The sequence below is a fragment of the Microbispora sp. KK1-11 genome, from assembly GCF_006874435.1.
GTDB classification, from domain to species: domain Bacteria; phylum Actinomycetota; class Actinomycetes; order Streptosporangiales; family Streptosporangiaceae; genus Microbispora; species Microbispora catharanthi.
Window position 1 is genome coordinate 18453 of the sequence record NZ_VIRJ01000003.1, and the last position, 18666, is coordinate 37118.

19 protein-coding genes are annotated in these 18666 nt (G+C 71.5%); 13 read left to right on the forward strand and 6 right to left on the reverse strand.

The genetic code is table 11. From position 1 onward, the window contains the following. Nucleotides 1–30: 30 nt before the first annotated feature. The 4 genes from FLW16_RS05530 to FLW16_RS05545 are packed head-to-tail and all read left to right on the forward strand — an operon-like array spanning nucleotide 31 to nucleotide 3818. Nucleotides 31–1128, forward strand: a complete 1098-nt coding sequence (locus FLW16_RS05530) for a spermidine/putrescine ABC transporter substrate-binding protein (protein ID WP_142558297.1) — start codon at nucleotides 31–33, stop codon at nucleotides 1126–1128. Next, complete coding sequence (locus tag FLW16_RS05535) at nucleotides 1125–1991, forward strand: ABC transporter permease (protein ID WP_142558299.1); 867 nt, start codon at nucleotides 1125–1127, stop codon at nucleotides 1989–1991. Before FLW16_RS05530 ends, FLW16_RS05535 begins: the two co-directional genes overlap by 4 nt. Beyond that, nucleotides 1984–2757: an ABC transporter permease gene (locus FLW16_RS05540; protein WP_221890919.1), complete on the forward strand. Its 774-nt coding sequence runs from the start codon at nucleotides 1984–1986 to the stop codon at nucleotides 2755–2757. The genes FLW16_RS05535 and FLW16_RS05540 overlap by 8 nt, the downstream gene beginning before the upstream one ends. Continuing rightward, on the forward strand, nucleotides 2754–3818 hold the full coding sequence (locus FLW16_RS05545) for an ABC transporter ATP-binding protein (protein ID WP_142558301.1): 1065 nt from the start codon (nucleotides 2754–2756) through the stop codon (nucleotides 3816–3818). Before FLW16_RS05540 ends, FLW16_RS05545 begins: the two co-directional genes overlap by 4 nt. On the opposite strand, the gene FLW16_RS05550 is transcribed toward FLW16_RS05545, so the two are convergent. Then, a complete protein-coding gene (locus FLW16_RS05550; protein WP_142558303.1) occupies nucleotides 3796–4413 on the reverse strand; it encodes a TetR/AcrR family transcriptional regulator in 618 nt (205 codons plus the stop codon). The two genes, FLW16_RS05545 and FLW16_RS05550, sit on opposite strands and share 23 nt — an antisense overlap. Before the next feature lie 118 nt (nucleotides 4414–4531). Here FLW16_RS05550 and FLW16_RS05555 point away from each other — a divergent pair, with 118 nt between their 5' ends. From FLW16_RS05555 to FLW16_RS05565, 3 genes are read left to right on the forward strand one after another with little or no spacing between them, the layout of a single operon-like run. Continuing rightward, entirely contained in the window at nucleotides 4532–5818 is a 1287-nt protein-coding gene (locus FLW16_RS05555; protein ID WP_142558305.1) for a glycosyltransferase, read from the forward strand. Continuing rightward, nucleotides 5815–7206, forward strand: coding sequence for an FAD-binding oxidoreductase (locus tag FLW16_RS05560; RefSeq protein WP_142558306.1), 1392 nt, complete (start codon nucleotides 5815–5817; stop codon nucleotides 7204–7206). The genes FLW16_RS05555 and FLW16_RS05560 overlap by 4 nt, the downstream gene beginning before the upstream one ends. 10 nt (nucleotides 7207–7216) lie before the next feature. Further along, nucleotides 7217–8614, forward strand: a complete 1398-nt coding sequence (locus tag FLW16_RS05565) for an aldehyde dehydrogenase family protein (protein WP_142558308.1) — start codon at nucleotides 7217–7219, stop codon at nucleotides 8612–8614. A 14-nt stretch (nucleotides 8615–8628) separates the two neighbouring features. On the opposite strand, the gene FLW16_RS05570 is transcribed toward FLW16_RS05565, so the two are convergent. Beyond that, the gene (locus tag FLW16_RS05570) at nucleotides 8629–9309 is read right to left on the reverse strand and encodes a DNA alkylation repair protein (protein WP_142558311.1); all 681 of its coding nucleotides are present in this window, start codon (nucleotides 9307–9309) and stop codon (nucleotides 8629–8631) included. Further along, nucleotides 9306–9986: a TetR/AcrR family transcriptional regulator gene (locus FLW16_RS05575; RefSeq protein ID WP_142558313.1), complete on the reverse strand. Its 681-nt coding sequence runs from the start codon at nucleotides 9984–9986 to the stop codon at nucleotides 9306–9308. Before FLW16_RS05575 ends, FLW16_RS05570 begins: the two co-directional genes overlap by 4 nt. A gap of 86 nt (nucleotides 9987–10072) precedes the next feature. On the opposite strand from FLW16_RS05575, the gene FLW16_RS05580 reads away from it, so the two are divergent. From FLW16_RS05580 to FLW16_RS05590, 3 genes are all read left to right on the forward strand, one after another. After that, on the forward strand, nucleotides 10073–11449 hold the full coding sequence (locus FLW16_RS05580; RefSeq protein ID WP_142558315.1) for an alkaline phosphatase: 1377 nt from the start codon (nucleotides 10073–10075) through the stop codon (nucleotides 11447–11449). 97 nt (nucleotides 11450–11546) lie between these two features. Further along, nucleotides 11547–13031 (forward strand): glycoside hydrolase family 3 protein, encoded by a 1485-nt coding sequence (locus tag FLW16_RS05585; RefSeq protein WP_142558317.1) that lies wholly within the window; start codon nucleotides 11547–11549, stop codon nucleotides 13029–13031. Between the two features lie 46 nt (nucleotides 13032–13077). Continuing rightward, nucleotides 13078–13902, forward strand: coding sequence for a RimK family alpha-L-glutamate ligase (locus FLW16_RS05590; protein ID WP_142558319.1), 825 nt, complete (start codon nucleotides 13078–13080; stop codon nucleotides 13900–13902). A gap of 6 nt (nucleotides 13903–13908) precedes the next feature. Here the strand turns inward: FLW16_RS05590 and FLW16_RS05595 are convergent, their stop codons facing one another. The 3 genes from FLW16_RS05595 to FLW16_RS05605 are packed head-to-tail and all read right to left on the reverse strand — an operon-like array spanning nucleotide 13909 to nucleotide 15743. Continuing rightward, complete coding sequence (locus FLW16_RS05595; protein ID WP_142558322.1) at nucleotides 13909–14400, reverse strand: TIGR00725 family protein; 492 nt, start codon at nucleotides 14398–14400, stop codon at nucleotides 13909–13911. Nucleotides 14401–14410: 10 nt separating this feature from the next. Beyond that, the gene (locus FLW16_RS05600; protein ID WP_142558324.1) at nucleotides 14411–15166 is read right to left on the reverse strand and encodes an SDR family oxidoreductase; all 756 of its coding nucleotides are present in this window, start codon (nucleotides 15164–15166) and stop codon (nucleotides 14411–14413) included. Nucleotides 15167–15209: 43 nt separating this feature from the next. After that, nucleotides 15210–15743: a flavin reductase family protein gene (locus tag FLW16_RS05605; RefSeq protein ID WP_142558326.1), complete on the reverse strand. Its 534-nt coding sequence runs from the start codon at nucleotides 15741–15743 to the stop codon at nucleotides 15210–15212. Nucleotides 15744–16297: 554 nt separating this feature from the next. On the opposite strand from FLW16_RS05605, the gene FLW16_RS05610 reads away from it, so the two are divergent. From FLW16_RS05610 to FLW16_RS05620, 3 genes are all read left to right on the forward strand, one after another. Beyond that, a complete protein-coding gene (locus tag FLW16_RS05610; protein ID WP_142558329.1) occupies nucleotides 16298–17050 on the forward strand; it encodes a GntR family transcriptional regulator in 753 nt (250 codons plus the stop codon). Nucleotides 17051–17266: 216 nt separating this feature from the next. Beyond that, on the forward strand, nucleotides 17267–17929 hold the full coding sequence (locus FLW16_RS05615) for a GNAT family N-acetyltransferase (protein WP_142558332.1): 663 nt from the start codon (nucleotides 17267–17269) through the stop codon (nucleotides 17927–17929). A 51-nt stretch (nucleotides 17930–17980) separates the two neighbouring features. Further along, nucleotides 17981–18661 carry a copper homeostasis protein CutC gene (locus FLW16_RS05620; RefSeq protein ID WP_142558334.1) on the forward strand — a complete coding sequence of 227 codons (681 nt, stop codon included), beginning with the start codon at nucleotides 17981–17983 and terminating at the stop codon, nucleotides 18659–18661. The last annotated feature ends 5 nt before the right edge of the window (nucleotides 18662–18666 follow it).

The following is an 18666-nucleotide window of genomic DNA, read 5'->3' on the forward strand; positions in this document are numbered from 1 at the left end:
GGCCGCCATCCTCACGCAAGGGAGCCCCCCATGACGCGTCGCGTGCCCCTCGTCGTGGCCTCTGCCTTTCTGGCGTCCGCCCTGACCGCCTGTGGTGGAGGTGCGGCGACCGACTCCGCGGGTGCGCCCGCGACCCTCGACGCCAAGGCGGACCTGTCCAAGCAGAGCCTGACGATCTCGATCTGGGACGGTTACAGCCCGAAGGATCTTCCGCAGCGGGTGAAGGCCACGCTCGGTTTCGACGCCAAGGTCGCCATCCATGACACGAACGAGACGATCGTGGCCAAGCTGACCGCCGGAGGCGACAGCGGCATCGACGTGGCGTTCGTGTCCGGTCAGTACGCGCAGGCGCTCAACGCGCAGGGCCTGCTGGAGCCCATCCACCGTGAGCTGGTCCCCAACCTGAAGAACCTCTACCCCGAGGCGTCCCAGCTCGCCTACGACAAGGGGAACGTCTTCTCCGTCCCCTACACCTGGGGGACCACCGGGTTGTGTTATCGCAGCGACCTGGTGAAGACGCCGCCGACGAGCTGGAACGACCTGCTCAGCCCGGCTCCAGAGCTGAAGAAGAAGATCACCATGATGACCACCGAGCGGTGGCTGGCGCTTCCGGCGCTCAAGCTGCTCGGAGCCTCGGTCAACACGACCGACCAGGCCACGCTCGACAAGGCCAAGGAGCTGCTGCTGAAGGTCAAGCCCGACCTGCTGGCCTACGACGACACGACGTTCGGCGACCGGCTCAAGTCCGGCGAGGCGGTGATGGTCGAGGCGTGGGACGGCTGGTGCCCGACGTCGGAGAAGAACATCAAGTTCGTGGTGCCGAAGGAGGGCAGCGACCTCTGGGCGGACACGATGGTGATCCTCAAGAGCTCCAAGAACAAGGAGGCGGCGCACGCCTTCGTCAACTACATCCTCGACCCCGAGAACCACGGCTGGGTGCCCGCGAACATCCTCTACAGGATCCCCAACAAGGCGGCCATGGACACGGTCGACCCGGCGCTGCTCAAGAGCTACCCGGCGCTGGCGGAGCCGCCGTCCGAGCTGCTCAAGGGTGAGAGCCTGATCGACCTCGGCGAGGCGTCCACCGCGTACACGCGCCTGTCCACCGAGGTCTCGGCGGCGCAATGACGGCCCGACAGCCCGCCCGTGTCCTCGGCAAGGCGGCGGGCCGCCTCGCGACGATGGGGCCCGGGTTCGGCTACCTGACCGTCTTCCTGCTGGTCCCGCTGGCGCTGGTGCTGAGCTACACCGTGTTCAGGCGGGGCCGGTTCGGGGGAGTGGTCTACGAGCCGACCGGGGAGAACTTCACCCGCCTCGCCGACCCGCTCTACCTCGACGTGGTGATCGGGTCGGTGCGGCTCGCGGCGATCACGACGCTGCTCGCCCTGCTGCTCGGGTATCCGACGGCGTACATGATCGCGAGGCTGCCCGCCCGGTGGAAGGTCGTCGCCCTGGTGGCGGTCGTGCTGCCGTTCTGGACGAACTTCCTCATCCGTACGTACGCCTGGATCGTGCTGCTCAACTCCGAGGGGCCGGTGAACTCCGGGCTGAAGGCGCTCGGCCTGGGGCCGGTGGAGCTGCTCTACACGGACGGCGCCATCGTCGCCGGGCTGCTCTACGCCTATCTCCCGCTGATGATCCTCCCGCTGTACTCCGCCGTGGAGCGGCTGGATCCGCAGCTGCGGGAGGCCTCGGCGAACCTGGGCGCACGGCCGGCCAGGACGTTCTGGTCGGTGACGCTCCCGCTGTCGCTGCCCGGCGTGCTGACGGGATGCGTGTTCGTGTTCGTGCCGAGCCTGGGCAACTTCGTGATCCCGGAGCTGCTCGGCGGCGGACGCCGGATCATGGTCGGCAACCTCATCCGCGACCAGTTCCTCAAGGCCCGCGACTGGCCGTTCGGGTCGGTGCTGGCGCTGGCGGTGATCGCCGTGCTCGTGGTGCTGCTGTTCGCCCAGGCGTGGGCCTCGCGGAGGGCGGGACGCGGTGCGTAGACACGGCTGGCTCCGGCTGCCCTTCTGGCTGACTTATCTGTTCCTGTACGCGCCGATCGTCGTGCTCGTCGTGATGTCGTTCAACCGGAACAGGTCGCCCTACTCGTGGGGCGGCTTCTCGCTCGACTGGTACGGCAGGCTGGCGGGCAACGCGTCGATCCGTACCGGACTGCTGAACACGCTGATCGTCGCTCTCGGCTCGACGGCGCTGTCCACGGTGCTCGGCACGCTGCTCGCGGTCGGGCTGGCCCGCCACACGCGCTCGCGGCTGCTCGACGCGCTCTCGACGCTGCCCGCGATCCTGCCCGACCTCGTCATCGCGATCGGGCTGCTGGCGTTCTACTCCGCGATCAAGCTGACGCTCGGGCTGCACTCCGTGCTGATCGCGCACACCGTCTTCGGCATGGCCTTCGTCGCGGCCGTCGTCCGGGCCCGGCTCGGCGGCATGGACACCTCGCTCGAGGAGGCGTCCCGGGACCTCGGCGCGACCCCGCTGACCACGTTCGTCAAGGTCACCCTGCCCACGCTCGCCCCGGGCATCATCGCGGGCGCGCTGCTCGCCTTCACGCTCTCCCTGGACGAGTTCGTGATCGCGTTCTTCACCGCGGCTCCGTCCGAGCCGACGCTGCCGATCGTCATCTACTCCATGGTGCGGTTCGGCGTGACCCCCGAGATCAACGCGCTGGCGACGCTGCTGCTCGCGGTGAGCTTCACCGTCGTGATCGTCGCGCAGCGCCTGACCAGACTGACCGAGGCCCTGCGATGACTCTCATATCCATCGACGGCGTCAGCCGGCGGTTCGGCGAGGTGACCGCGCTCGACTCGGTCGACCTCGACATCCGGCAGGGCGAGTTCTTCGCCCTGCTGGGGCCGTCCGGCTGCGGCAAGACCACCCTGCTGCGGATCCTCGCCGGGTTCGAGCAGCCGGACACCGGCTCGGTGCGCCTCGACGGCGCCGACCTGCTCGCGATCCCCGCGCACCGCCGCCCGGTCAACCTCATGTTCCAGTCGTACGCCCTGTTCCCGCACATGAGCGTGGAGAAGAACGTGGCGTACGGCCTGGAACGGGAGCGGCTGCCCCGCGCGGAGATCCGCGAGCGGGTCGGCGCGGTGCTGGAGACCGTCGGCCTGGCCGCGCAGGCCCGCCGCAGGCCGCACGAGCTGTCGGGAGGGCAACGCCAGCGCGTCGCCCTGGCCAGGGCCGTCGTCAAGCGTCCCCGGCTGCTGCTGCTCGACGAGCCGCTGAGCGCCCTGGACAAGAAGGTCCGCTCCGAGATGCAGCTCGAACTCAAGCGGCTGCAGCACGAGGTCGGCATCACCTTCGTCGTGGTCACCCACGACCAGGAGGAGGCCATGTCGCTCGCCGACCGGATCGCGGTGATGAACGGCGGCAGGGTCGAGCAGGTGGACGCCCCCGTGGACCTCTACGAACGGCCGCGCACGCCCTTCGTGGCCGGCTTCATCGGGGCCAACAACCTCTTCACCGGCCGGGTCACGGGCAAGGGTCTGGAGGTCGGCGGGCTGGGCGTGCTCCCCGCGCCCGCGGGGAGCGGGGAGGGCGGGACGGCGATGCTCGCGGTGCGGCCGGAACGGATCCGCCTGGGCCCGGTCGCGGCCGGAGAAGGGGTGCTGCGCGGCCGGGTCGTCGACGTCAGCTTCTACGGCGGCGTCTCCCACGTGGCGCTGAGCGTGCCCGGTCACGACCGCGCGGTGCTGGCGGCCACGCAGGGGCGGGCGAGGGTGGAGGCCGGCGCCGAGGTCGCCGTCTCCTGGGACGCCGACGACGCCGCCCTCGTCGACGGGGTCAGCGGCGATCGGCGGGCCTGAGCGGGTTGCCCGTGGCCAGGCGGGCGTAGTCGAGGATCAGCTCGACGGCCTTGTCCGGGTCGATCGAGTGGTGCCGGGCGATGATGCGGTAGCCGTACGCGTCCTCGAGAGCGACGAGGTTGCGGGCGATGGTCTCGGAGTCCTGCGCCAGCGTGAAGACGCCGTGGGCGGCGCCCGTCTCCAGGATCGTCTGGTACATCGACACCTGCCGGTCGAACAGCGTGGTCAGCAGCGTCGCGTAGACGCGGTTGCGGCCGGCGGCGCCGCCGAGCTCGCACAGCAGCCGCACCCCCGCGTCGTCCGGGCCGTCGGGCAGGCCCGAGCGGATCGTGACGACGAGCCTGTCCGCCGGGTCGGAGATGCCGCTGATCTTCTTCATGCGCCGCTCGTAGAAGCGCTCCATGCCGGCGTGCTGGGCCTCGATCAGCAGCTCGCGCAGGTCGGGGTAGTGATAGAGCACCGCGCCGGAGGTGAGCCCCGCCTCCTCGGCGATCTGGTTGAGGTGGACCCCCTCGGCGCCGTGCTGGAGCATCGCCCTGTGAGCCGCGTCGATGAGGTCGAGCCGCCGGTCCGCCTTGCTCTTGCGCTGCGTCATCCCACCCCTCTCATTGCACCTCGCTTCACATCGCGCACACGATACTCCCCCAGCTCTTGACGGGTGTATCCCCCTCGTATTTGAATCTCGCTTCAATTAGCTTCGGAGGAGCCCCCCAATGACGGCCACGCCTTTGACGATCCTGTTCATGCCGGAGAGCGCCTACGGGCCGACGAACAACTGCGTCGGGATCGGCGACGTCCTGCGCCGCCGCGGCCACCGTGTGGTGTTCGCCGCCGAGGCGTCGTGGAAGGGCAAGCTGGAGGCGCTCGGTTTCGAGGAGGACCTGGTCGACCTGGCGCCGCCGGCGCCGGAGGAGGACGGGGCGGAGCAGGACCCGGGCCAGTTCTGGAAGGACTTCATCCGCGACACGGCGCCGGAGTACCGCAAGAGCACCCTGGACCAGCTGGAGACGGTCATCAAGCCGATCTGGGAGGCGCTCATCGACGGTGCCAAGTACTGCGAGCCGCAGCTCAAGGCCATCATCGAGCGGGTGCGGCCGGACGTGATCGTCGAGGACAACGTGGTGGCCTTCCCCGCCCTGGTGACGGCGGGCGTCCCGTTCGTACGGATCGTCTCGTGCAACCCGCTGGAGGTGAAGGGCCCGGGCGTGGCCCCGCCGTTCTCCGGACTGCCGGCCGACGGCGCCGGGTGGGCGGAGTTCCGGGCGGAGTACGACCGGACCCACCGGGAGATGTGGGAGGCGTTCAACGCGTGGGTGGTCGAGCAGGGCGCCCCGGCCCTGCAGGACCTGGAGTTCGTCCATGAGGGCGACGCGAACCTGTACGTGTATCCCGAGATCGCGGACTACACGGCGGAGCGTCCCCTGGGGGACTCCTGGACCCGCGTCGACTCGTCCGTGCGGGAGACCGACGAGGAGTTCACGCTGCCGGACATCCCCGGCGAGGGCGCGCTGATCTACTTCTCGCTGGGTTCGCTCGGCTCGGCCGACGTCGAGCTGATGCGCCGCGTGATCTCCGTGCTGGCCCGCACGCCGCATCGGTACATCGTCTCCAAGGGCCCGCTGCACGAGGAGATCGAGCTGGCCCCCAACATGTGGGGCGCGGAGTTCGTCCCGCAGACGAAGATCATTCCGCTGGTCGACCTGGTGATCACGCACGGTGGGAACAACACGACGACCGAGGCGTTCCACTTCGGCAAGCCCATGATCGTCATGCCGCTGTTCTGGGACCAGTACGACAACGCCCAGCGCGTGCACGAGACCGGGTACGGCATCCGCCTGGACACCTACGGATTCGCCGACGAGGAGCTGACCGGGGCCATCGAGAGACTGCTCGGCGACCAGGACCTGCGCGACCGGCTCGCGGCGGCCGGCGAGGAGATCCGCCGCCGCGACGGCCTGCGCGTGGCCGCGGACGTCATCGAGAACATCGCGACCAAATGACCAAGGGCAGCCGTCTGATCGAGGACGCCGCTCCACGGGTCTTCTGGACCGACCGGCCCGGGGCGCCCGGCCCGTACGAGCCCCTGCACGGCCGCAGCACGGCGGACCTGCTGGTGGTCGGCGGCGGCTTCACCGGCCTGTGGGCCGCCGTGCTGGCCAAGGAGGAGAACCCCGCCTGCGACGTCGTCCTGCTGGAGGCGCGCTCGATCGCCTACGGCGCGAGCGGCCGCAACGGCGGGTTCGTCTCCGACTCCCTGACCCACGGGCTGGGCCAGGGAGCCAGGCTGTGGCCGTCGGAGAACGCGGCCCTGCTCGCGCTCGGACGGGCGAACCTCGCGGCAATCGCCCGCTTCGCCGACGACCACGGCATCGACGCCGACCTCCGCCTGGTCGGCAAGACCACGGTCGCGGTGGCGCCCCACCAGGTGGAGGAGCTGAGGCGGGCCGAGAAGCTGCACCGCGAGCACGGCGAGGACGCGGTGTTCCTCGGCCGCGACGAGATGCGCGCGGACGTCGAATCGCCCACCTATCTCGCGGGGCTGCGCCTGCGCGGCACCGGCGGCGTCCTCGATCCCGCCGCGCTCGCGTGGGGCCTGGCCCGCGTCGCCGCGCGGCTCGGGGTGCGCGTCCACGAGGGCACCGAGGTCACCGCGCTGACCCGGACGCGGACCGGCGTGGAGGCCCGGACGGGAAACCGCGGCGCAGTGAGCGCCGGGCAGGTGCTGCTGGCCACCAACGCCTTTCCCTCGCCCCTGCGCAGGCTGGGCCTGTTCGTGCTGCCGGTCTGGGACTACGTGCTCGTCACCGAGCCGCTGTCGCCCGAGCGGCGGGCGTCGCTCCGGTGGCCGGAGGGCCAGGGCCTGACCGACGCGGGCAACCGGTTCCACTACTACCGGCTCACCCGCGACGATCGCATCCTGTGGGGCGGGTACGACGCGATCTACAACTTCGGGGGCGGCGGATCCGAGCAGCGCGACGCCACGCACGAGCGGCTCGCGCGGCACTTCTTCGCGACGTTCCCGCAGCTGCGTGGCCTGCGCTTCACGCACAGGTGGGGCGGGATGATCGACTCGACCAGCCGGTTCACCCCGTTCTTCGGCACGGCGATGGGCGGGCGGCTGGCCTACGCCCTTGGATACACCGGCCTCGGCGTCGGCGCGTCCAGGTTCGGCGCGCTGACCGGCCTCGACCTGCTGGCCCGGCGGTCCACCGCGCGGACGCGGCTGCGCATGGCCCGTCGCCACCCGGTGCCGTTCCCACCCGAGCCGCTGCGCTGGCCGGTGGTGCAGCTCACCCGCCGCGAACTCGCCCGCGCCGACGCGAACGAGGGCCGCAGGGGGCCCTGGTTGCGGTCACTCGACCGTTTCGGCATCGGATTCGACAGCTGAGGACGACCTCATGACGACATTGATCAATCCCGCCGACGGCCGGGCTGTCGAGGACGTGCCCGACACCCCGGTCGACGGGGTGGCGCGGGCCGTACGCCTGGCCAGGGAGGCCTTCGAGCAGTGGCGCGAGACGACGCCGGGGGAGCGGGCGCTGGTGCTGCTGCGCCTGGCGGACCTCGTCGAGCGGGACGCCGCGGAGCTGACCCGGCTGGAGGTCGAGGAGACCGGCAAGCCCGCCGCCGTGTTCCGGGACGGCGAACTGCCGTTCGCCGTCGACAACCTCCGGTTCTTCGCCGGCGCGGCCAGGTCCCTGGACGGCACGGGTGCCGGCGTGTTCAGCGCCGGATACACGTCCGTGCTGATCAGGCGGCCGATCGGGGTCGTGGGGGCGATCGCGCCGTGGAACTTCCCCCTCATCATGGCGGTCTGGAAGATCGGCCCGGCCGTCGCCGCGGGGAACGCCGTCGTGATCAAGCCGGCTCCCCGGACGCCCCGCACCACGCTACGGCTCGCCGAGCTGTTCGTCGAGGCCGGTGCCCCGGAGGGCCTCGTACGGGTGGTGACCGGCGGGGCGGACGTGGGGCGGGCCCTGGTGACCGACCCCGGCGTGGACATGGTCAGCGTCACCGGGTCCACCGCCACGGGCCGCGAGGTCATGCGCGGCGCTGTGGACGGCCTCAAGCGGGTCCATCTGGAGCTGGGCGGCAAGGCCCCCGCGCTCGTGTTCGCCGACGCCTCGCTGGAGGACATGGCGGCCGGGGTGGTCATGGGCGCCACCTACAACACCGGTCAGGACTGCACGGCCGCGACGAGGGTGTACGTCGAGAGATCGCGGTACGCCGAGGCGGTCGAGGCGCTGCGGGAGGCCGTCGCCCGCGTCCGGCCCGGCGACCCCTGGGCGCCGGACGCCGACATCGGGCCGCTGATCAGCGCCGAGCACCGTGAGCGGGTCCACGGCTTCGTGACCAGGGCGTCCGGCCGCGTCGTCCACGGGGGCGCGCCGATCGACGGCCCCGGCTTCCACTACGCGCCGACGCTGATCGCCGACGCCGACCCGGCGAGCGAGATCGTGCGGAGCGAGGTCTTCGGCCCGGTGCTGGTGGCGATGCCGTTCGACGGCGAGGACGAGGCGGTGCGGCTCGCCAACGCCACGCCGTACGGGCTGGCCTCGTCGGTGTGGTCCACGGACGTGTCCCGCGCCCTGCGCGTCTCCCACCGGCTGGACGTGGGCGTGACGTGGGTGAACGACCACCTGCCGATCGCCTCGGAGGCGCCGCACGGAGGCGTGAAGGGCAGCGGCTTCGGCAAGGACATGAGCCAGGAGGCCGTGCTGGAGTATTCGGTCACCCGGCACCTCATGATCAAGCACGCGGCCCCGCAGGCGCGCGACTCGTTCCGCCCCGCCTGAGCAGACCGCCCGCTCTACGCGTCAGGGAGGTTGCGCAGCGCCTCGCGGCGGCTCAGCCCGCTGATGCCCTGGTGCTTCACGTAGCGGAGCACCTCCTGCGGGTTGGTCTTCGCGTACTCCCGCAGCGCCCAGCCGATCGCCTTGCGGGCGAAGAAGTCGGTGTCCGACAGGCTCGGCTCGATGCAGGCGTAGAGCAGGTGGACGTCGGTGCGGTCCTTGAAGGAGTTCTGGCACAGGATGGCGGTGCGCCGCTTCCACAGGTCGGGGTCGTGCGCCCACTCCAGCACCAGGCGGCGCATGCTCTCGGGATACAGCCGCAGCAGCGTGCCGATCCGGTGCACGGCGATGTCGTCCACCAGGTCCCACCAGGCCCCGGTGACGATCATCTCCTCATACATGGGGATCGTGTAGAGCGTCTGCCAGGACCGGTAGAAGCGGTGCGCGGACAGCTCGATGGCGGCGTAGCGCTCCTCGCGGTATTCCGCCTCGCGCCACAGCGCCAGCACCGCCCTGCGCCACTCGGGGGCGCTGTCCAGCCGGTGCTCGGCGAAGACCTTGCGCAGCGCGGCCCGCCGCGGCACGGCCGTGACCCCGAGGAAGGGCATCTCCGACTTCATGTACGACCGCATGCCCTCGGCGCGCGCGGGGTCGGCCAGCTCGGTCAGCGCGAGCCGTACGGCCTTGAGTAGCGTCATGACGGCTGGCTCGCCCGCTCGCCGGTCGCCAGGCCGTCGAACAGCAGCTTGACGAAGTGGTCGGCCAGGGCGTCGGTGTCGAGCCTGCCGCCGGGGCGGAACCAGCGCACGGTCACCCAGATCGTGTCGCGGATCATCCGGTAGGTGAGCTTGGGATCGACGTCGGGGCGGAACTGGCCGGCGGCCTGGCCGCTCGTGATCTGCTCCACCCACATGCGCTCGACCTCGTCCTCGGCCCGCACCAGGTAGTCGAACCGGTCGCCGGGCAGCGAGCGCAGGTAGTTCCAGTCGTTCTGCATGACCGTGATGGCCGCCCGGTGGTCCTCCAGCGTGCCGAAGCCGATGCGGACCATCTCCGCCAGGACCGAGCGCGGGTCGGCGTGCGTGCCCAGCGCCGCGCGGTAGCGGTTGATCAGATCCTCGAGGAAGGTGCGCAGCACCTCGTCGACGATCGTCTCCTTGGAGTCGAAGTGGTGGTAGAGACTGCCGGACAGGATGCCGGCCTCCAACGCGATCTCCCGCACGGTGGTGGCCTGGAAGCCCTTGCGCGCGAACAACTCGGCGGCGAGCTTGACGAGGTGGTCGCGCCGTTCGGACGCCGAACCGGTCGCCCCCCGCTTCGCCTTGACCGGCGCGGCCGTGCCGCCGGAGTCCTTACGCTGGTTCACGGCTCCCATTATGGCCGTCGAGCAAGAGCTTGTTCACATTCTCGCCTCGTCCGACCTCCCCGCACGGGCGGGATCGGTAGGGCAGGATCGAACCCATGGCGAAAATGGGCTATCCGTTCACCTTGGGGGTGGCGTCAGGAGAGCCGTTATCCGACGGCGTGATCCTGTGGACCCGTCTGGCCCCCGAGCCGCTGCATCCGACACAGCCCGGCGGCATGCCCAACCGGGCGATGACCGTACGGTGGGAGCTCGCCGAGGACGAGGCGTTCACGAAGGTGATCCAGTCGGGCACCGCGCCCGCGCAGCCGGACTGGGCGCACAGCGTGCACGTACGGGTGACCGGGCTGCGACCCGCGGCCGACTACTTCTACCGCTTCTCCGCCGAGGGCCATGTCAGCCCGGTGGGCCGCACCAGGACGGCGCCCGGCCCGGATTCGACCGCCCCCGTCCGGTTCTGTTTCGTCTCCTGCCAGCGCTACGAGCACGGCTACTTCACGGCGCTGCGCCACCTCGCCGCCGAGCGGCCCGACCTGGTCCTCCACCTCGGCGACTACATCTACGAGTACGGCAAGCCGAAGAACCCCAAGCCGGGCCGCTGGGTGCGCCCGCTCGAGTCGACGGCCGAGGCAACGACGCTCGGCGCCTACCGCGACCGCTACGCCCGCTACAAGATGGACCCGGACCTGCAGGCCGCCCACGCCGCCGCGCCGTGGGTCGCGATCCCCGACGACCACGAGGTCCGCGACAACTGGGCGGGCGCGCTGCCCGGTGACGGCGGCAGCCCCGCCGCCTTCCTCAAGCGCAGGGCCGCCGCGTTCAAGGCGTACTACGAGCACCAGCCGCTGCGCGTCCATCCGTCCGGCTCCGGCCTGCAGAACTACCGCTGGCGGCCGTACGGCCGGGTGGCCGACTTCCTGCTCGCCGACACGCGGCAGTATCGCGAGGGGCGCGACATGCTCGGCGCCGAGCAGGAGAAGTGGCTGAAGGACCGGCTGCACGGCTCGACGGCCCGGTGGAAGGTGCTCGCGCAGGCGGTGTTCTTCTCCCAGCGGAAGTTCCCGCTCGAACCCGTCAGCGCCGACGCCTGGGACGGCTACCCCGACTCCCGCGCCCGCGTGCTCGCCGCCGCCCCCGACGGGCTGGTCGTGCTGAGCGGCGACGTGCACAGCGCGTACGCCTGCGACGTGCGCGCCGACTGGGCGGATCCGGCCTCCCGCGCGCTCGGGGTCGAGTTCGTCGGGCCGTCGGTGACGAGCATGCCGGGCGTCACCGACGCGAGCGCGATCCTCGATCTGAACCCGCACATCGCGTTCTTCGACAGCCGCCACGGCTACGTGTCCTGCGTGGCGGACATGGAGAACTTCCGGGCGGACTACCGGGCCGTGGCCTTCGTGGACCGTCCCGGCGCGCCGCTGACGACGATCGCCGGCTTCGAGGTGAAGGAGAACAGGCTCCACCGCACCGACGTGTGATCAGGAAACGGCGACAACCCAGGCATGCCCCCTAGCAAATAGGAAACTTTCCTATTAGATTGCGGGGCATGCCTGAGCGATGCCCTGCGGGCGCAGCATGAAGCGAAGCCCTGACCTGCTCCGACTGGCCGATACGGTCCTGTTGCCCGGCTTCACCGGGACCACCGCCCCCGACTGGGTGCGGCGGCGGCTCGCCGGCGGGCTCGCCGGTGTGGTGCTGTTCTCCCGGAACGTCGACACCCCGGCCCAGCTCGCCGCACTCACCTCGGCCCTGCGCGCGGAGAACCCCGAGATCCTGATCGGCATCGACGAGGAGGCCGGGGAGGTGACGAGGCTCGAGGCCCGCACGGGCAGCTCACGGCCGGGCAACTACGCCCTGGGCGTCGTGGACGACGTCGAGCTGACCGAGCGGGTGGCCCGGGCCATCGGGCGGGACCTGCGGGCGGCGGGGGTGAACATCGACTTCGCCCCGGCCGCCGACGTCAACTCCAACCCGGACAATCCCGTCATCGGTCTGCGGTCGTTCGGCGCCGATCCGCTGCTCGTCGCGCGGCACACGGCCGCCTGGATCCGCGGTCTGCAGTCCACCGGCGTGGCGGCCTGCGCCAAGCACTTCCCCGGGCACGGCGACACGTCGGTCGACTCCCATCACGGAGTCCCGCGCGTCACGGCCTCCCGGGAGGAGCTGGCCGAGGTCGAGCTGGAGCCGTTCCGGGTGGCCATCGACGAGGGCGTGCGCTCGATCATGACCGGCCACCTGCTGGTCACGGCGTACGACGAGGAGCTGCCTGCGACGCTCAGCCCCCGCGTCCTCACCGGCCTGCTGCGGGAGGAGCTGGGCTTCGAGGGCCTGATCGTCACCGACGGCATCGAGATGGCCGCCGTCTCGGGCCGGTACGGCCTGGGCGGCGCGAGCGCGATGGCCGTGGCGGCGGGGGCCGACGCGGTCTGCGTGGGCGGGGAGAACGCCGACGAGGCGACCCACGAGCACATCCGTGACGCCGTCGCGGACGCGGTGACCGAGGGCAGGCTGTCGGAGGAGCGGCTCGCGGACGCCGCCGCGCGGGTGCGCGCCCTGACCGCCTGGCAGGCGCAGGCCCCGTCCATGGACGACCGCCAGGACGAGATCGGGCTGGTCGCCGCCCGCCGGGCCGTACGCGTGACCCGGCGCGGGGCCGGCGTGCTGCCGCTGGCCGCCGCCCCGCACGTGGTGGAGCTGGCGCCGGAGACCAACCTCGCAATCGACAAGGACATGCCGTGGGGCGCGGGGGAGCCGCTGGGTAAGCTGCTGCCCGGCACCACGGTCGCCCGGCTGCGGCAGCCGGACGTCCACAACGGCGCCGCCGGCACGGTGCTGAGCCAGGCCGCCGACCGGCCGCTCGTCATCGTGGTGCGGGACGCCCACCGGCACCCCTGGCAGACCGACCTGCTGGAGCGCCTGCTGGCCGCCCGGCCGGACGGCGTCGTGGTCGAGATGGGGCTGCCGGGCCGTACGGACCTGGGGGCGGTGCACATCGCCACGCACGGCGCCGCGCGCGTCTGCGGCCAGGCGGCGGCGGAGGTGCTGGCCGGCCTCGCCTGACATTTCCCATAGCATTGGTCACTGCTGACATGCGGATGGGAGCGTCATGAAGGTCGCCTACGTCACCACCGACCATCCGGCCGCCGAGCACGACGACGAGCGGGAGATCGCTCTCGCCGCCTGGCTCGGGGCCGGCATCGAGGGCTCGCCGGTGAACTGGCGCGACCCCCGCGTCGACTGGTCCGAGTTCGACGCGGCGGTCGTCCGCTCCCCCTGGGACTACATCGACCGCCGTGACGAGTTCGTCGCGTGGGCCCACCGGGTGGAGTCGGTGACGCGGCTGTTCAACCCGGCGCAGGTGATCGAGTGGAACACCGACAAGACCTACCTGCGCACGCTCGGCGTGCCCACCGTCCCCACGCACTGGGCCGAACCCGGGACGGACCTGCCCGAATGGGACGAGTACGTGGTCAAGCCCGCCGTGTCCGCGGGGGCCCGTGACACCATCCGCACCACGGACCGGGACGCCGCCGCGAGCCACGCGGCGACGCTGCTCGCCGCGGGCCGCACGGTCATGGTGCAGCCGTACATCCCGTCCGTCGAGCAGGAGGGGGAGCTGTCGCTGCTGTATTTCGGCGGCCGGTTCAGCCACGCCGTACGACGGCACCCGATGCTCACCGGGGTGGCGGAGACCGCGGACAACCGCGCCACGCTGCGCGACCCGGACGACGACCAGTTCGCCCTCGCGGAGCGGGTCCTGGCCGCCGTGCCGGAAACCCTGCTGTACGCCCGGGTGGACCTGGTGCGGATGCCGGACGGCGAGCCGGTCCTGATCGAGCTGGAGCTCACCGAGCCCTACCTGTTCCTGCGGGACGAACTGGCCGCGCCCGACCTGTTCGCCGAGACCCTCGCCGAGATGCTCAAGGGCTGAGATCGTCTAGGGGCTGAGCGGGCGGGCCCGTCCGGCTGCGGCGAGCGCCAGCCATACGGCCTCGGCAGGGCCGGCGGCGGCCACCGGACCGGTCAGGGGACGGCCCTCGGCGTCGAGGATCCGCCAGCCCCCGAGGGTGATCACCGGCGTGCCGCCCCGTTGGGCGAGCGCCAGCTCCGAGAGCGTGCCCCAGGAGCCGCCCACGACGACGACCGCGTCGGCGGCGCGCACGATCAGCGCGTTGCGGGCCTCGCCCAGGCCGGTGGGAAGGGCCACGGTGAGGTCCGGGCTCGCCCCGGCGCGGTCCCGGCCGGACAGGACGCCGACCACGACGCCTCCGGCCTCCCGCGCGCCCGCCGCCGCGGCGGCCATCACCCCGCCGTACCCGCCGCACAGCACGACCGCGCCGCGCTCGGCCAGCAGGCGGCCCACGTCGCGGGCCGCCTCGGCCTCCTGCGGGGTGCACTCGCCCGGCCCGCACACCGCCACCTGCCGCATGCGCACAAGGCTAGGCGGAGATGCCGCCGTCCACCGGGATCACGGCGCCGGTCAGGTAGGACCCGGCGCGTGAGGCCAGGAAGACGGCCGCGCCCGCCATGTCGTCGGGCCTGCCGATGCGGCCGAGCGGGACGTTGCTCTCGATCGCGCCGCGCATCTGGGGGTCGTCGAGCGCGAAGGCCATCATCTTCGACTCGAACGGCCCGGGCGCGATCGCGTTGACCGTGATCGACTCCCGGGCGAGCTGGTGGGCGAGGTGCCGGGTCAGCATGTGGACGCCCGCCTTGGCCGCCGAGTACGCGTAGTTCTCCATGAACGGCACCCGGAGCCCGTCGATCGACCCGATGTTGATCACGCGTGCCGGGTCGTCGGGCGACGCGGCGGCGCGCAGCAGCGGCAGGAAGCGGCGGGTGAGGAAGAAGACGCCCTTGACGTTGATGTTCCAGAGCTTGTCGAAGGCGTGCTCCGGATACTCCTCCAGCGGCGCGCCCCAGCTCGCCCCCGCGTTGTTGACGAGCACGTCGAGCCGGCTCTCCCGCTCCGACACCGCCTGCGCCAGCGCCTCGACGCCGTCGGGGGTGGACAGGTCCGCCTGTACGGCGTGGCAGCCCAGCTCGGCGGCCGTGGCCTCCAGCTCGTCCTTCTTCCGTGAGGAGATGTAGACGGTGGCGCCCCCGTCGAGGAACCCCCGCGCGATCATCTTCCCGATGCCCCGGGACCCGCCCGTGACGACGACCGTCTTGCCTTCCACCGAGAACAGAGTCATGCGGGCAGCATACCGACCGGTCGGTTCCGCGTCAGGCACGTCTTCAGGACCGGAAGCCCCCGTACGCTCCGCGGAAGAACACCAGCGGGCCGCCGTCGTCGTGCCGGTCGAGCCCGGTGACCCGGGCGACGACGATCACGTGGTCGCCGGCCGGGTGCTCCTTGTCCACCGTGCAGTCGATCCAGGCGAGCGCGCCGTCCAGCACGGGCGCGCCGCCGGGGGACAGGGCCCACGACAGGCCGCCGAACTTGTCCCCGCCCTTCGCGGCGAGCCGATCGCACACCTGCTGCTGGTGGTCGGCGAGGACGTTGACGCAGAGGGCCGTCGCGGCCCTGAGGCGCGGCCAGCTCGTGCTGGTCCGCGAGACGCAGAACGACACCAGCGGCGGATCGAGGCTCACGGACGTGAAGGAGTTGACGGCCAGTCCGCACGGCTCCCCGGTCTCCGGGTCGGTCGCGGTGACGGCCACGACGCCGGTGGCGTACCTGCCGAGGACGTTCCTGAAGTGCTGGGGATTGACGGCCGGAATCCTCCTGGCGCCGTCATGGCCGACCCTCCGGACCACAGGGGTGCTCATCGCGCACGTGCCTCCTCAGTCGCCTCCCCATGAGTCAAGGAGGGCCGGAGTCGATGCATTCCCTGTGGGTGGTTAACGGTGGCGCGTCCTGGCGGGCGTGGGGGACCCGCCAGGACGCGCTCCGCCCCGGCGCGAGACCTCGACCCCGGCGAGGGTTGGGGTCGAGATCTCGTTCAATCGCACGGAGTCCAGGGGGAGCGGCCGTCCTCGACCGGCCGCTCCTGTGTGCGGTGGTACCGCGTGCTCGGGCATGTCACGCCGTTCCCGCACAAGGCGGTCATGTCGGTGGATACCGACAGCTCTGACATGTCGTTCCCGTCACTCTGATAGGTCTGGGCTCTGGTGGGCCTGGGCTCTGCAGGCCTGGGTCGGGGCTCGCGCCAGGGCGACTTCGGCGTTCTCGCACCGACCGCCCTCACGGGCCCACCTCCATTGGATGGATTTGTACCAACGTTTGGATAATGCGCGGCTGGGTGGGCTCTGGTCAAGGGGTTGTTTCCCGGTAGACCGAGATCCTCTAGATTTGTTGGAACAAAAGGGTGGATTGAGGAAAGATGGCACGATCGTCGCTCTACCAGCAGGTGGCCGCCGAGGTACGCAGGGCCATCTACGCGGGCGAACTCGCGCCGGGCGACCAGATCCCGACCGAGGCCGACCTCATGGAGGCGCACGGCGTCAGCCGCAACACCGTACGGCTGGCCCTGGGCGAGCTGGAGAACGAGGGTCTCATCCTGCGGATGCGCCGGCGTGGAACGTTCGTACGCGAGCGCCGTCCCCTCCTCATGCGCCCCCAGGACGAGTTCCTCCCGTACGACCACGAGGGGCGGCGGTTCGACACGTTCGTCCACGCGGTCCGCTCCGAGGGCCGTACGGCGGACCAGAGGATCGAGGTCTCGATCGTCGAGCCGCCCGAGGACGTGGCCACCCGCCTCGCCCTCGCCGACGGCGCACTGGCCGTCGTGCGCCGCCGGCTGCGCTTCGTGGACGGCCAGCCGTACAACACGCTGGACTCGTACTTCCCCCTGGAGATCGTGGGGGGCTCCGAGATCGCCCGGCCCGGCGACATCACGCGCGGGGCCAACAGGGTGCTGGAGGAGCTGGGCCATCTCCAGGTTCGCGTGATCGACGACCTGTCGGCTCGCATGCCGACCTCCGACGAGTCGTCGCGGCTCCAGCTGGAGCCCGGCACTCCGGTCGTCGTCCACACCCGGGTCGGCTACGACGCCGACGACACGCCCGTCCGCGTCGCCGTGTCCGTGCTGCCCGCCGACAAGCATCTGATCCGATACGAGCTGGAACGTCATTGACGAGGCCCGGACGCCCCCTGGCCTGAGCGGGCGTCCCCGGCCGCCGGGCCCTCCTCCGGAGGGCCGCTTCCGCGATTCCCGTCCTGACCCCGGCAGGGGACCGCGCCGCACCCGCGCGCCCTAGCGGGGTCCGCCGTCTCCGGACGGACGCTGTACGGCATTCAGCCGTCACTCTCAGTGATCAAACCGCCGCCGTCGGCACGAAAGGAATCAGGCATGCCCGCGAACACCCTGGATCTTGTTACGGAACTCACGCTGCGTCGCGCCACCCCGGCCGATCTGCAGGGGGTCCTCGCCCTGCTGGCGCGCACCGCCGGGTGGCTGAACGGTCTCGGCGTACGGCAGTGGCCCGCCGGGGGCTTTCCCGCCGAGCGCATCGAACCGCTGATCGGCGAGGGCGTCATGTACCTCCTGGACGCCGGCGAAGAGGCCGGACGGATGCCGGCCGCCACGATCGCCGTGGACGGCCATGCCGACCCGGAGTTCTGGACCCCCGCCGACCGCCCCGGGGACGCGCTCTACGTCCACAAGCTCGCCGTGGGCAGGACCTACTCGGGCCGGGGGCTGGGGGAGGCACTCCTCGACTGGGCCGCCCTGCGGGCCGCCGCTCACGACCGGCCGTACCTGCGGCTGGACTGCGCCAAGGACAACGCCCGCCTGCAGTCGTACTACCGGAAGGCGGGCTTCCGGCACGTCCGCACCGTCGACCTGCCGCACCGCGCCTCCGGCGCGTTGTTCGAGCGGGACGCCAGCGCCGCGATCCCGGCCGCGTTGTCCTATCACCGCACGCCGGCGGTGCCGGCCCAGCGCTCGGGACATGCGGCGCAAGCCTGGAGGGTTCTTGACATCACCGCCCACAACGAGTTGATCGAGTGCTGAACAGGGCGGATGCCGTGAGGCGCCGCAAAGGGACCGGATACTGTTCACTTCATGACGGGATCCCTCCTTGAAGTGATCGCGCTCGACCTGCGTGACGCCGTGGCCGCCGAGGAGGGCGGAGCGGATCGCCTGGAGATCGTGTCCGACATGGACTCGGACGGGCTCACCCCCTCGGCGGACCTCGTCGCGGCGATCGCGCGCGAGTGCGGGCTGCCGCAGATGGTCATGCTCCGCTGCAACGCCGGGTTCACCGTGACCCCGGAGGAGCTCGACCGGCTGCGCGGCCATGTCAAGGAACTCGCCGAGGCCGGCGCGGCGGGCTTCGTCTTCGGCTTCCTGTCCGAGGACGGGTCGGTCGACAGGGAGGCGACGGACGCGCTGATCCACGCGGTCTCGCCGCTGCCCTGGACCTTCCACCGCGCCGTGGACCACGCCGCCGACGTGCGGGCCGCCTGGCGTGCCGTACGGCTGCTGCCGAACCTGGCGACCGTACTCACGTCCGGTTCGCCCGAGGGCGTCGGCAGCGGCCTCGGCGTGTTACGCGCGCGGGCCGAGGCCGGGGACGCCTCGCTCGTGCTCGCCGGCGGCGGCCTGCGCGAGGAGCACGTGCCGGTGCTGCTCGATTACGGCGTCCGCGCCTTCCACGTGGGCAGCGCCGTGCGGGGTTCGTGGCGCGAGCCGGTCGACCCGGATCGCGTCCGGCGCTGGCGCCGCGTCGTCGACCGGCTGTGACCGCG

What these genes read in the sequence shown, in the direction of transcription:
- FLW16_RS05560 (WP_142558306.1), top strand. Translation starts at nt 5,815, where the DNA reads ATGACCAAGGGCAGCCGTCTGATCGAGGACGCCGCTCCACGGGTCTTC.
- FLW16_RS05550 (WP_142558303.1), bottom strand. Translation starts at nt 4,413, where the DNA reads ATGACGCAGCGCAAGAGCAAGGCGGACCGGCGGCTCGACCTCATCGAC.
- FLW16_RS05530 (WP_142558297.1), top strand. Translation starts at nt 31, where the DNA reads ATGACGCGTCGCGTGCCCCTCGTCGTGGCCTCTGCCTTTCTGGCGTCC.
- FLW16_RS05570 (WP_142558311.1), bottom strand. Translation starts at nt 9,309, where the DNA reads ATGACGCTACTCAAGGCCGTACGGCTCGCGCTGACCGAGCTGGCCGAC.
- FLW16_RS05615 (WP_142558332.1), top strand. Translation starts at nt 17,267, where the DNA reads ATGCCCGCGAACACCCTGGATCTTGTTACGGAACTCACGCTGCGTCGC.
- FLW16_RS05575 (WP_142558313.1), bottom strand. Translation starts at nt 9,986, where the DNA reads ATGGGAGCCGTGAACCAGCGTAAGGACTCCGGCGGCACGGCCGCGCCG.
- FLW16_RS05555 (WP_142558305.1), top strand. Translation starts at nt 4,532, where the DNA reads ATGACGGCCACGCCTTTGACGATCCTGTTCATGCCGGAGAGCGCCTAC.
- FLW16_RS05580 (WP_142558315.1), top strand. Translation starts at nt 10,073, where the DNA reads ATGGCGAAAATGGGCTATCCGTTCACCTTGGGGGTGGCGTCAGGAGAG.
- FLW16_RS05620 (WP_142558334.1), top strand. Translation starts at nt 17,981, where the DNA reads ATGACGGGATCCCTCCTTGAAGTGATCGCGCTCGACCTGCGTGACGCC.
- FLW16_RS05600 (WP_142558324.1), bottom strand. Translation starts at nt 15,166, where the DNA reads ATGACTCTGTTCTCGGTGGAAGGCAAGACGGTCGTCGTCACGGGCGGG.
- FLW16_RS05595 (WP_142558322.1), bottom strand. Translation starts at nt 14,400, where the DNA reads ATGCGGCAGGTGGCGGTGTGCGGGCCGGGCGAGTGCACCCCGCAGGAG.
- FLW16_RS05605 (WP_142558326.1), bottom strand. Translation starts at nt 15,743, where the DNA reads ATGAGCACCCCTGTGGTCCGGAGGGTCGGCCATGACGGCGCCAGGAGG.
- FLW16_RS05565 (WP_142558308.1), top strand. Translation starts at nt 7,217, where the DNA reads ATGACGACATTGATCAATCCCGCCGACGGCCGGGCTGTCGAGGACGTG.
- FLW16_RS05535 (WP_142558299.1), top strand. Translation starts at nt 1,125, where the DNA reads ATGACGGCCCGACAGCCCGCCCGTGTCCTCGGCAAGGCGGCGGGCCGC.
- FLW16_RS05585 (WP_142558317.1), top strand. Translation starts at nt 11,547, where the DNA reads ATGAAGCGAAGCCCTGACCTGCTCCGACTGGCCGATACGGTCCTGTTG.
- FLW16_RS05590 (WP_142558319.1), top strand. Translation starts at nt 13,078, where the DNA reads ATGAAGGTCGCCTACGTCACCACCGACCATCCGGCCGCCGAGCACGAC.
- FLW16_RS05545 (WP_142558301.1), top strand. Translation starts at nt 2,754, where the DNA reads ATGACTCTCATATCCATCGACGGCGTCAGCCGGCGGTTCGGCGAGGTG.
- FLW16_RS05610 (WP_142558329.1), top strand. Translation starts at nt 16,298, where the DNA reads ATGGCACGATCGTCGCTCTACCAGCAGGTGGCCGCCGAGGTACGCAGG.